Source organism: Pantoea sp. NPDC088449, assembly GCF_044753225.1.
Lineage (GTDB): Bacteria > Pseudomonadota > Gammaproteobacteria > Enterobacterales > Enterobacteriaceae > Pantoea > Pantoea floridensis.
This window is the reverse complement of sequence record NZ_JBIVMT010000001.1, coordinates 1,949,174-1,962,023: the sequence shown is the minus strand read 5'-3', so window position 1 is coordinate 1,962,023 and position 12,850 is coordinate 1,949,174. Positions and strand designations below refer to the sequence as shown.

Sequence of the window (12,850 nt, the reverse complement as noted above, 5' to 3'; positions counted from 1 at the left end):
GCTGCTCGGGTGTATTGTGACTGTCGTGCGTGCTTCACACATGTGTGACGCTGAGCGTCAGGCTACAGGGGGTTACGACAGTGGCGAAATTAAAAAATTCAGTCCGCAGAAAATTTATCAGATTAATCAAATAAGCGAAGCAGATTTCGCGCCGCCGGGCCGCGGATAACATAACTTTGCAATGAAATGGATGAAACTCAGTAGAATCCTGGGGAGTCGTCGCCAGCAAAATTGGAATTTATGACTATAGTTAAACCACAACGAGTTAAGAACATGGAGGAACGACATAGTGTCATCATCAGACCAATTTGAAACCCACCTTGACGACGACCTGGCGCTGCTGACCGAAACGCTGGAAGAAGTATTGCGCGCTTCGGGTGACCCGGCCGATCAGAAATACATCGAGCTGAAACTCAAGGCTGAACAAGCGCTGGAGGACGTAAAGTCACGCGTTAGCCAGGCGTCCGACAGCTACTATTATCGTGCCAAAAATGCGGCTTACCGCGCCGATGATTATGTGCATGAAAAACCGTGGCAGGGGATTGGCATCGGTGCCGCCGCTGGCCTGTTTGTCGGTTTACTGCTGGCACGACGTTAAGTTCCAACGGGCGCGATACGCTTCGCGCCCGCTTCCTGCTTCTCCTCTCATTCATTCCCATCAAATCTCTGTTTCGCATCATCCGCGATTGTGTTTCGCCTGCGCGCTTTCTACAGTAAGGCAACAGGGATAAGGAGAACACAACGTGATACGTGTAGAAATGCTCTCAACGGGCGATGAAGTGTTACATGGGCAGATTGTCGATACTAACGCCGCCTGGCTCGCCGATGTGCTTTTCCAGCACGGCTTACCGATGACCAGCCGCAGCACCGTGGGTGATGCGATGACCTCATTGGTTGAAGCCTTGCAGAGCCGCAGCCAGATTGCCGATGTGCTGATTGTGAACGGCGGTTTAGGACCGACCAGTGACGATCTCAGCGCACAGGCCGCCGCCACTGCCAGCGGTAGCGAATTAGTGATTCAGCAAGCCTGGCTGGAAAAAATGGAAGCCTGGTTCGCCAGCCGTGGGCGCGTTATGGCACCGAGCAATCGCAAGCAGGCGGAAATCCCGGCAAATGCTGAGATGCTGGATAACCCGGTCGGCACCGCATGTGGCTTTGCGTTGCAGCTCAACCGTTGCTGGATTTTCTTCACGCCGGGCGTGCCATCGGAATTTAAAGTCATGGTCGAGCAGGAGATCATTCCGCGTCTCAAAGCGCGCTTTGCGTTGCCAGAACCGCCGCTGTGTTTACGCCTCACCACCTTTGGCCGCGGCGAAAGTGATATTGCCGCCGAGCTCGAGCCACTACCGCTGCCGGCAGGCGTGGTGATGGGTTATCGCTCGTCAATGCCGATCATCGAGATCAAACTCACCGGACCCGCCGAGCAGCGCGTGGCGATGGAGCAAGTGTGGCAGCAGGTAAAACTGTTGCTGGCAGAATGCACTATCTTTGAGGGCACCGAAGGATTACCGGCGCTGCTGGCGCGCGAACTGCAGCATCGTGGTTTCCGTCTGGCGCTGAGTGAGCAGTTCACCGCCGGTTTACTTCACTGGCAGCTGGCTGCCGCAAACGTTGCCCTCAGTAAAGCGGAGATCTTGCCGGCGCAGGATGAAGATCTGGAATCATTGGTTGTGCGCACGCGTGATTGGGCGCAGCAGCAGAGTACCGCGCTGGCGTTATCCGTCGGCAATCTGGAAGAGGGCGAGGTATCGATTGCGCTGCACACGCCGGAAGCGAGTTGGGGCCAGCGTGTGAAGTTTATGCATGGTCGTCATAATGTGGAAACGCGGCAGAAAGTGGTGGCGATGATGGCGATGAACATGCTGCGTCGCTGGCTGCACGGCAGCGAGGTCAGCACCGGTCACGGCTGGATTGATATTCTTGAAACAGTCAAAAACTAGCGCGCCGTAGGGTCGCCATTCATGGCGACCTTCTCAATCATGGCTCGATCTCAATCACAGCTCAATCTCAATTTCCCCTTTGGCGCGACAGCAGCAGGGCAAAATCTCGCCTTGCTGCACAAACGCTAACGGAGTTTCCGCATAATCCACTTCGCCTTTCAGTAAGCGCATGCGGCAAGAGCCGCAGTAACCTTCGCGACACTGAAATTCCACGCACAGATTGTTTGCTTCAAGCGTGGCCAGCAGATTAGGGTGATCTTCTGCGCACTCCAGCCGGGAGCCGGAACTGCGCAGAATAACAACAGAACGACTCATAATTACAGCTGGAAGCCGTCGAAATCGTCTTCGCCCACTTCAGAATCAATCTGACCGACCAAATACGAGCTCACTTCCACTTCCTGCGGTGCAACCTGCACGTTATCGGACACTAGCCACGAGTTGATCCATGGAATCGGGTTCGAACGCGTCTGGAACGGCAAATCGAGGCCAACAGCCTGCATGCGGATGTTAGTAATGTACTCGATGTACTGGCACAGAATGTCTTTGTTCAGACCGATCATCGAACCGCCGCTGAACAGATATTCTGCCCACTCTTTCTCCTGCTCGGCTGCTTTCTTGAACAGGTCGTAGCATTCGTCGCGGCACTCGGCGGCAATCGCTTTCATCTCTGGATCGTCTTCACCGGTGCGCAGCAGGTTCAGCATGTGCTGCGTGCCGGTCAGGTGCAGCGCTTCGTCGCGAGCAATCAGCTTGATGATTTTAGCGTTACCTTCCATTAGCTCACGCTCGGCGAAAGCAAATGAACAGGCGAAGCTGACGTAGAAGCGAATTGCTTCCAGCGCGTTGACGCTCATCAGGCAGATATACAGCTGTTTTTTCAGATCGCGCAGGTTAACGGTGACGGTTTTACCGTTCACCTGATGCGTGCCTTCGCCCAGCAGATGCCAGTAGCTGGTCATCTCGATCAGATCATCGTAGTACTTCGAGATATCTTCCGCGCGCGCCAGAATTTGTTCGTTGGTGACGATATCGTCAAACACCACCGCCGGATCGTTAACGATATTACGGATGATGTGGGTGTAAGAGCGCGAGTGGATGGTCTCGGAAAACGCCCAGGTTTCAATCCAGGTTTCCAGCTCAGGAATGGAAATCAGCGGCAGCAGCGCCACGTTCGGGCTACGTCCCTGAATCGAATCCAGCAGCGTTTGATACTTCAGGTTGCTGATGAAAATGTGTTTTTCATGCTCTGGCAGCGCCTGGTAATCGATACGATCGCGCGAGACGTCAACCTCTTCCGGACGCCAGAAGAAGGAGAGCTGCTTCTCAATCAACTTTTCAAAGATGTCATATTTCTGCTGATCGAAGCGGGCAACGTTCACTGACTGGCCGAAGAACATGGGCTCTTTCAGCTGGTCATTTTTGTTCTGCGAGAATGTGGTGTAAGCCATTTTGAGTCCAAATGTGAAGAGGGCCGACCGTTGCGGCCCTGACAAGATGAGATTAGATCTTACATGCGCCGCTTTCGCAGCCATCATCCTGAATAGAAGGCGCCAGATCGTCCTGTGCATCTTCTGCACCATCACGGGTGTTTTGATAGTACAGGGTTTTCACGCCGAATTTGTAGGCGGTCAGCAGGTCTTTTAGCAGCTGTTTCATCGGTACTTTGCCATTGGCAAAACGGCTCGGATCGTAGTTGGTGTTCGACGAAATCGCCTGATCGATAAACTTCTGCATCACGCCAACCAGCTGCAGATAACCGTCGTTGGACGGCATTTCCCACAGCAGTTCGTACTGATCTTTCAGACGCTCATACTCTGGCACCACCTGACGCAGAATGCCGTCTTTGGATGCTTTGATGCTGATGTGACCACGCGGTGGTTCGATACCGTTAGTCGCGTTCGAAATCTGCGAAGAGGTTTCAGATGGCATCAGCGCCGAGAGCGTAGAGTTGCGCAGACCGTGCGTGGTGATCGACTCACGCAGACCTTCCCAATCCAGATGCAGCGGCTCGTTGCATACCGCATCGAGATCCTTTTTATAGGTGTCGATCGGCAGAATGCCCTGCGAGTAAGTGGTCTCTTTGAACCACGGGCAGGCACCTTGCTCTTTCGCCAGTTCGTTCGAGGCTTTCAGCAGGTAGAACTGAATCGCTTCGAAGGTTTTGTGCGTCAGGTTGTTGGCGCTGCCATCAGAATAACGCACGCCGTTTTTCGCCAGGTAATAGGCGTAGTTGATCACGCCGATGCCCAAGGTACGACGGCCCATTGCACCGCGTTGTGCCGCAGGGATTGGGTAATCCTGATAATCCAGCAGCGCATCAAGCGCACGCACTGCGAGGGTTGCCAGCTCTTCCAAATCGTCGAGGCTGTTAATCGCGCCCAGGTTAAAGGCCGACAGCGTACACAGGGCGATTTCGCCGCTTTCGTCATTCACATCGTTAAGCGGTTTGGTTGGCAGGGCAATTTCCAGACACAGGTTCGATTGACGAACCGGCGCGATGCTCGGATCAAACGGGCTGTGGGTGTTGCAGTGATCGACGTTCTGAATGTAGATACGGCCAGTCGAAGCACGTTCCTGCATCATCAGTGAGAACAGTTCAACCGCTTTCACGCGCTGCTTGCGGATGCTGTCGTCTTTTTCGTATTTGGTGTACAGACGCTCGAACTCGTCCTGATCGGCGAAGAACGCATCGTACAGGCCAGGTACGTCAGACGGGCTGAACAGCGTGATGTCTTCACCCTTCAGCAAGCGGGTGTACATCAACTTGTTAATCTGCACACCGTAATCCATGTGGCGCACGCGGTTGCCTTCAACACCACGGTTGTTTTTCAGCACCAGCAGGCTTTCCACTTCCAGATGCCACATTGGATAGAACAGCGTTGCTGCACCACCACGCACGCCGCCCTGTGAGCAGGACTTCACCGCGGTCTGGAAATGTTTGTAGAATGGAATACAGCCGGTATGGAATGCTTCACCACCGCGAATTGGGCTACCCAGCGCACGAATGCGGCCGGCGTTGATGCCGATACCGGCGCGCTGTGAAACGTATTTCACAATGGCGCTGGAGGTAGCATTGATCGAGTCAAGGCTATCGCCGCACTCGATCAGCACGCAAGAGCTGAACTGACGGGTTGGGGTACGCACGCCGGACATAATCGGCGTCGGCAATGAGATCTTGAAGGTAGAGATCGCATCGTAGAAGCGCTTCACGTAATCCATACGGGTTTCGCGCGGGTAGCCAGAGAACAGGCAAGCCGCCACCAGAATGTAGAGGAATTGAGCGCTTTCGTAGATTTCACCGCTGACGCGGTTCTGCACCAGATACTTTCCTTCCAGCTGCTTAACCGCGGCGTAGGAGAAGTTCATGTCGCGCCAATGGTCGATGAACTCGTCCATCTGCGCGAACTCTTCGGTGCTGTAATCTTCCAGCAGGTGACGGTCATATTTGCCCATCTCAACCATCTTCACCACCTGGTCGTACAACTTCGGCGGTTCAAACTGGCCGTAAGCTTTTTTACGCAGGTGGAAGATCGCCAGGCGCGCGGCCAGGTATTGGTAATCTGGCGCATCACGTGAGATCAGGTCTGCGGCAGCCTTGATGATGGTCTCATGAATATCAGAGGTTCTGATGCCATCATAGAACTGAATGTGTGAGCGCAGTTCAACCTGTGAAACGGAAACGTTGTTCAGCCCTTCGGCTGCCCAATCCAGTACACGGTGAATTTTGTCGAGATCAATGCGCTCCTGGCGGCCATCGCGTTTAGTAACGAGCAGACTTTGGTTCATGTCGCGTTTTTACCTGTCCATGCATGAATGACGTATTTATCCCCCATCTATGCACAAGGTCTATGCACAAGCCGCTCGTTGTGAGTAAGCCTGTGAATAAACACTATATATAGGGGGTGCGGGAAGTTTGAACAACAATATGGTGAGTATTCTAGTCAGCAATCTCTTCTTAACAAGAGTTGATTTTCACTAAAAAATCGTCCTTAGAGGGTGGCTAAAATCCTGGATCCCCATGCCGCAAGGCCTGCACATCGTGTCAACCGCTCAGTACTTTTTTTTCACTTTATGATCGAGCGCGTGTTTCTTGCTCAACTGATACGATTCGAGAATTATCTGAGGTCAAATAAGCCCTGACAAGGCCGCCAGCAGCGAACTTATCTAAAATTGCTTATGAATTTTTTGTGACTTGCTAAGCCTATAAAAAAGGCAGGCACGCGTCTAAAAGGAAATTGATCTGGATAGCGGGTCGCCATGAATGGCGACCCTGCGGGCAGAATATTGTAGGGTGCGCATTCATGCGCCCCGGGTTGATCAATCCTGGCGGTGGGTATGAATCATATAGTTCACGTCAACGCCGCGGCCGAGTCGGAACTGATTACTCAGCGGATTGTAGTGCAGGCCAATCATATTTCTTTCGCGCAGCGGCGTTTCATCCACCCAATTCAACAACTCGGCCGGACGGATAAACTTCTTCACGTCATGGGTGCCGCGCGGCACCATGCGTAGCACATACTCTGCACCAAATACCGCCAGCAGCCAGGCTTTTGGATTACGGTTAATAGTGGAGAAGAACACTTCGCCGCCCGGCTTCACCAGTTGTGCGCAGGCTAGCACCACGGAACGTGGATCGGGCACATGCTCTAGCATCTCCATACAGGTCACCACATCATATTGACCAGCATGGCTGGCGGCGTGATCTTCCACGGTTTGCTGTACGTAATTAACGCTGACGCCGCTCTCCAGCGCGTGCAGACGCGCCACTTCCAGCGGCTCCGCACCCATATCCAGGCCAGTAACCTCAGCGCCTTCGCGCGCCATGCTTTCGGCCAGAATGCCGCCACCGCAGCCAACATCGAGGACTTTCTTACCGAACAGGCCATGGCTGTGCTGCGCAATCCAGCCAAGTCGCAGGGGATTGATACGGTGTAGAGGCTTAAATTCACCTTCTAAATCCCACCAGCGCGATGCCACCGCCTCAAACTTGGCGATCTCGGCGTGGTCAACGTTCTGGCGGCTTTCCTGCGGTTGTTCACTCATTGAATCATCACTCCAGACAAAATATTCCCTCAGTATAAACGCTTAAGCGCGGTGAGCGCATCTCTGGCAGCGAAGGAAAAGCGGCATTAAGACCTGGTTTACGTTCACCGAAGGGAAGCGATGTGATATACTTTCGCACCTTTAAATCCGGGATTATGTAGAGGGATAGCGGCTCCATGAGCGACCTTGCGAGAGAAATTACACCGGTCAATATCGAAGAAGAGTTAAAGAACTCTTACCTCGATTACGCCATGTCGGTCATTGTTGGCCGAGCCTTACCCGATGTGCGTGATGGTTTGAAGCCGGTACACCGCCGTGTGCTTTTTGCCATGAGCGAACTGGGTAACGACTGGAATAAACCCTATAAAAAATCCGCCCGTGTGGTCGGTGACGTCATCGGTAAATATCACCCGCACGGCGATTCCGCGGTATATGAAAGTATCGTGCGTATGGCCCAGCCGTTCTCCCTGCGCTATATGCTGGTTGACGGTCAGGGTAACTTTGGTTCAGTCGACGGCGACTCCGCTGCAGCGATGCGTTATACCGAAGTCCGTATGGCAAAGATTTCCTCGGAGCTGCTGGCTGACCTGGAAAAGGAAACCGTCGATTTCGTGCCGAACTATGACGGCACCGAGCAGATTCCTGAAGTCCTGCCAACCAAAATTCCTAACCTGCTGGTAAACGGTTCTTCCGGTATCGCGGTAGGTATGGCCACCAATATTCCACCGCACAACCTCACGGAAGTGATTAACGGCTGCCTGGCTTTCATCGAAGATGAAGACATTACCGTTGAAGGCTTGATGGAGCACATCACCGGGCCAGATTTCCCGACTGCTGCGTTTATCAATGGCCGCCGCGGTATCGAAGAAGCCTATCGCACCGGGCGCGGCAAGATTTATATCCGCGCGCGTGGCGAAGTGGAAACCGATGCCAAGACTGGACGTGAAACCATTATCGTTCACGAACTGCCGTATCAGGTGAACAAAGCGCGTCTGATCGAGAAGATTGCTGAGCTGGTGAAAGAGAAGCGCGTTGAAGGCATCAGCGCACTGCGTGATGAATCTGACAAAGACGGCATGCGTATTGTCATTGAGATCAAACGCGATGCGGTGGGTGAAGTGGTTCTCAACAACCTCTACTCACTGACGCAGCTGCAGGTTTCTTTCGGCATCAACATGGTGGCGCTGCATCAGGGCCAGCCGAAGATCATGACGCTGAAAGGCATCATTGAAGCCTTCGTGCGCCATCGCCGCGAAGTGGTGACGCGTCGTACCATTTTCGAACTACGTAAAGCGCGCGATCGTGCCCACATCCTCGAAGGCTTGGCGATTGCATTGGCGAACATCGATCCGATCATCGAACTGATTCGTCGTGCACCAACACCTGCAGAAGCCAAACTGGGCCTTTTGGCGCAGTCGTGGGATCTCGGCAATGTGGCTGCCATGCTGGAACGTGCCGGTAATGATGCCGCGCGTCCGGAGTGGCTGGAAGCCGAGTTTGGTATTCGCGATGGTCAATATTATCTGACCGAGCAGCAAGCGCAGGCGATTCTGGATTTGCGTCTGCAGAAACTGACCGGCCTTGAGCACGAAAAACTGCTCGACGAGTACAAAGAGCTGCTGGACCAGATTGCTGAACTGCTTTACATCCTGCAGAGCGCTGAGCGCTTGATGGAAGTGATTCGTGAAGAGCTGGAGCAGATGCGCGATCAGTTCGGCGATGCCCGTCGTACGGAAATCACCGCCAATAGCGCTGACATCAACATCGAAGACCTGATCAATCAGGAAGACGTGGTGGTTACGCTGTCGCATCAGGGGTATGTCAAATATCAACCGTTGACCGACTATGAAGCCCAGCGCCGCGGTGGCAAAGGCAAATCAGCCGCACGTATTAAAGAAGAAGACTTTATCGATCGTCTGCTGGTGGCCAACACCCACGACACCATTCTGTGCTTCTCCAGCCGTGGCCGTCTCTACTGGATGAAGGTCTATCAGCTGCCAGAAGCCAGCCGTGGTGCGCGTGGTCGTCCCATCGTTAACCTGTTGCCGCTGGAAGCCAACGAACGTATCACCGCCATCCTGCCGGTGCGTGAATATACCGAAGGCTTCAACATCTTCATGGCAACCGCGAGCGGCACCGTGAAGAAAACCGCTCTGCAAGAGTTCAGCCGTCCGCGTAGTGCGGGCATCATCGCCATCAACCTGCGTGAGGATGATGAGCTGATTGGTGTGGCGCTGACCAACGGTAGCGACGAAGCGATGCTGTTCTCTGCCGCCGGTAAAGTGGTGCGCTTTGCCGAAACCGCCGTGCGTGCGATGGGCCGTTCTGCCTCAGGCGTTCGCGGTATCAAGCTGGCTGAGAAAGACAAAGTGGTGTCGCTGATTGTGCCACGCGAAGAGGGCGCGATCCTCACCGTGACGCAGAACGGTTACGGTAAACGTACTGCTAATAGCGAGTATCCAACCAAATCGCGTGCAACGCAGGGCGTGATCTCGATTAAAGTCACCGATCGAAACGGGCCAGTTATTGGCGCGGTACAGGTGGTGGATGGCGATCAGATCATGATGATCACCGATGCCGGAACGCTGGTACGTACCCGCGTGTCGGAAGTCAGCGTGGTTGGCCGTAACACTCAAGGCGTGATTCTGATCCGTACTGCGGAAGATGAAAATGTCGTGGGTCTGCAACGTGTTGCTGAGCCGGTGGAAGAGGAAGAACTCGACGCCATCGACGGCAGCGTAGCGGAAGGCGAAGAAGATATCGCGCCGGAAGTGGAAAGCGATGACGAAGCGCCGGAAGCCGACGACGAAGAGTAATCCGTAAGGTGGTTGATAAACGGCAGGTCATTAAATTGACCTGCCGTTTTTTTATCTGAGTTTTATGCTAACGGCGCACGCCAACTGGCTTTTTAGGGCCGATAAAGCTAGTGTATGGAAGCTTTTCAACATCCTGATAACCCCTTACCGCCAGTGAGCCTCTTTTGAAATATCTTGTCTCCTTTCGCACCACGCTCCGTATCTCGCGCTACCTTTTTCGTGCGCTGGCGTTGCTGCTCTGGGCGCTGGGTGCGCTACTGACGACTTTTTACATCATCAATGTGCTGCACGAGAAAGAGAATGCGGTTCGTCAGGAGTTTGCAACGAATTACGGCCAGGCGGAATGGTACATCCGTCACTCTGCTGATGTGATGCGCGAACTGAAATACATCACCGAAAATCGCCTGAGCAGTAGCGCTAACGGTCTGGACGTGTTGAACGGTTTACCTCCGGGCAAAGGCACGCTGCCGCAGTTCACGCCGCTATTTTCCGACGGTGACTGCACCTCAATGAGCAACACCTGGCGCAATTCGCTGGATTCGCTCAGCGACTACATTAATTACTGGAAAAGTAACTTTGCCTCGGCCTATGAATTGAACCGGGTGTTTTTCGTCAGTGGCGAAAATCAGTGTCTGGCAGACTTCACCATCGGCACCAACAATTCAGTCGATCGTGAACGCAGCCTGAAAGCACTGCGCGAGCGTGTCCTGCACTATCGGAATGGTAATGAAGAAGAGCGCCGCAATCCGATGTACTGGATCACCAGCAGCGCGCAGCCAGGCGTCGGCAACTTCTATATGGTCATGCCGGTGTATGTGGCAAACAAACTGCAGGCACTGCTCGGCGTAGAGCAGAATATTCGCCTGGATGAGTTTATTCAGCCGGGCGGTTTACCGCTGGTGGCCACCATCACCGATGAAAACTATCGGCCGCTGATCAGCTCGCGTCGCGGTGGTCCGGGTTACTCGCTGGACGACCTGCCGGACAACAGTACCTGGTTTGGTTATCTCGATAGCTATCGCCAGCTGGTGTTGAAAAAGCCGCTGCCGCCAACCAATCTTAATGTGGTGTGGTCGCTTTCCACCGATGTGTTAATGGATCAGCTCAAACTGATGCTCATTAACGCGCTGTTACTCAACATCTTCACGGCGGTAATTTTGTTCACGCTGGCGTGGATATTCGAGCGGCGTATGTTCTTGCCGGCTGAGGAGAATGCGCATCGGCTTGAGGAGCACGAGCAGTTTAACCGTAAGATTGTCGCTTCTGCGCCGGTCGGTATCTGTATTCTGCGTACCAGCGACGGTACCAATATTCTAAGTAATGAGCTGGCGCACAACTATCTGACGCTTCTCACACAGGAAGATCGCCAGCGGCTGAATGAGATTATCGGCGGTCAGCAGGTCAATTTCGTTGATGTGCTCACGGGAAGTAATACCAACCTGCAGATCAGCTTTGTGCACTCCCGCTATCGCAATGAAAACGTCGCGATTTGCGTGCTGGTGGATGTGTCGGCGCGCGTGCGCATGGAGCAATCGCTGCAGGAGATGGCGCACTCGGCCGAGCAGGCCAGCCAGTCAAAATCAATGTTCCTGGCTACGGTTAGCCATGAGTTGCGTACGCCACTTTACGGTATTATCGGTAACCTCGATCTGCTACAAACCAAAACGCTGCCGAAAGGCGTCGATTCGCTGGTTACCGCTATGAACAACTCCTCGAGCCTGTTACTGAAGATCATCAGCGACATTCTCGACTTCTCTAAAATCGAATCTGAACAGCTGAAAATCGAACCACATCCGTTCTCACCGCGAGAAGTGGTCAATCACATCGCCAGCAATTATTTATCATTGGTGGTTCGCAAGCGTCTGACGCTGTATGTATTTATCGAAAATGATGTGCCGCTGGCGCTGGATGGCGATGCGATGCGTTTGCAGCAGGTCATTTCAAACTTGCTGAACAACGCCATCAAGTTTACCCACACCGGCTGCATCATTCTGCATGCCTATGTTAAAGAGGGGTATCTGGCGTTCCGCGTGCGCGATACCGGCGTCGGCATTCCGGCCAAAGAGGTTACGCGCCTGTTCGATCCCTTCTTCCAGGTGGGTTCTGGCGTGCAGCGCAACTTCCAGGGAACAGGATTGGGTCTGGCGATCTGCGAAAAGCTGATCAACATGATGGATGGCGATATCGAAGTCGATTCCGAGCCAGGCATGGGCAGCCAGTTTATCGTGCGCATTCCGATCTATTCTGGTCAGCTGGCAGCGCCACCGCTGCTGGACGGATTACAGGAAAAAGCCATCTGGCTGGATATGCGCAATGAATATCTCGCCAGCTTCCTGCTGCGTTTGCTGCAACAGCAGGGCATTCAGGCGGCGTATTATCAGGGCCAGGCGGCGAGTGATGATGTCATTATCAGCGATCATGACGAACTTCCCGCACAAAGCGGGCGTGCGTGTATTCGTATCTGCGGTGAGCACATTGATATACCGCAGGAAACCTCCCCGGGGCAGTGGATTCAGAGCAGCGCCATGCTGCACGATTTACCGCAGCTGCTTGGCCGTATTTACCGTATCAATATCAATAGTGAAACCGCCACGCCGCTGCCGCTGGCTACACCGCAGGAAACCGCCAATTACGACGATATTATGGTGCTGATCGTCGATGACCATCCAATCAACCGCATGCTGCTGTCAGAGCAGCTTGGTACCGTCGGTTATCAAACCAAAACGGCACAGGATGGCGTTGATGCATTGAACGTGCTGAGTCGTAACCATATCGATATTGTGCTGAGCGACGTCAACATGCCAAACATGGATGGTTATCGCCTGACGCAACGTTTACGCCAGTTAGGGCACACGTTCCCGGTGATTGGCGTCACGGCGAATGCGCTGGCAGAAGAGAAGCAGCGTTGTATGGATGCGGGCATGGATAACTGTCTGTCGAAACCGGTGACGCTGGATGTGCTAAAAACCACGCTAGCGATGTATGCAGAACGCGTCAGGAAGGGCAGGGAAGGGACGTAGCGAAAGTACGGGCGGTGTGTGCAACACCGCC

At 53.7% G+C, this 12,850-nt stretch carries 8 protein-coding genes; 4 read left to right on the top strand and 4 right to left on the bottom strand.

Annotation, left to right across the window (positions count from 1 at the left end; translation table 11 throughout):
- Nucleotides 1-289 precede the first annotated feature (289 nt).
- Nucleotides 290-598 (top strand): stress response protein ElaB, encoded by a 309-nt coding sequence (gene elaB, locus ACIP6T_RS09255; RefSeq protein ID WP_008105125.1) that lies wholly within the window; start codon nucleotides 290-292, stop codon nucleotides 596-598.
- 145 nt (nucleotides 599-743) lie between these two features.
- Nucleotides 744-1,940, top strand: a complete 1,197-nt coding sequence (locus ACIP6T_RS09250) for a nicotinamide mononucleotide deamidase-related protein YfaY (protein ID WP_345828916.1) — start codon at nucleotides 744-746, stop codon at nucleotides 1,938-1,940.
- Between the two features lie 54 nt (nucleotides 1,941-1,994).
- Here the strand turns inward: ACIP6T_RS09250 and yfaE are convergent, their stop codons facing one another.
- The 4 genes from yfaE to ubiG form a co-directional block, all read right to left on the bottom strand.
- Nucleotides 1,995-2,255, bottom strand: a complete 261-nt coding sequence (gene yfaE, locus ACIP6T_RS09245; protein WP_061717835.1) for a class I ribonucleotide reductase maintenance protein YfaE — start codon at nucleotides 2,253-2,255, stop codon at nucleotides 1,995-1,997.
- Between the two features lie 2 nt (nucleotides 2,256-2,257).
- Nucleotides 2,258-3,388: a class Ia ribonucleoside-diphosphate reductase subunit beta gene (gene nrdB / locus ACIP6T_RS09240; protein WP_007889356.1), complete on the bottom strand. Its 1,131-nt coding sequence runs from the start codon at nucleotides 3,386-3,388 to the stop codon at nucleotides 2,258-2,260.
- Between the two features lie 52 nt (nucleotides 3,389-3,440).
- The gene (nrdA, locus tag ACIP6T_RS09235; protein WP_097096603.1) at nucleotides 3,441-5,726 is read right to left on the bottom strand and encodes a class 1a ribonucleoside-diphosphate reductase subunit alpha; all 2,286 of its coding nucleotides are present in this window, start codon (nucleotides 5,724-5,726) and stop codon (nucleotides 3,441-3,443) included.
- 531 nt (nucleotides 5,727-6,257) lie between these two features.
- Entirely contained in the window at nucleotides 6,258-6,983 is a 726-nt protein-coding gene (gene ubiG / locus ACIP6T_RS09230) for a bifunctional 2-polyprenyl-6-hydroxyphenol methylase/3-demethylubiquinol 3-O-methyltransferase UbiG (RefSeq protein WP_097096604.1), read from the bottom strand.
- Nucleotides 6,984-7,159: 176 nt separating this feature from the next.
- Here ubiG and gyrA point away from each other — a divergent pair, with 176 nt between their 5' ends.
- On the top strand, nucleotides 7,160-9,799 hold the full coding sequence (gene gyrA / locus ACIP6T_RS09225; protein WP_097096605.1) for a DNA topoisomerase (ATP-hydrolyzing) subunit A: 2,640 nt from the start codon (nucleotides 7,160-7,162) through the stop codon (nucleotides 9,797-9,799).
- Between the two features lie 164 nt (nucleotides 9,800-9,963).
- On the top strand, nucleotides 9,964-12,819 hold the full coding sequence (rcsC, locus tag ACIP6T_RS09220; RefSeq protein WP_345828918.1) for a two-component system sensor histidine kinase RcsC: 2,856 nt from the start codon (nucleotides 9,964-9,966) through the stop codon (nucleotides 12,817-12,819).
- Nucleotides 12,820-12,850: the final 31 nt, after the last annotated feature.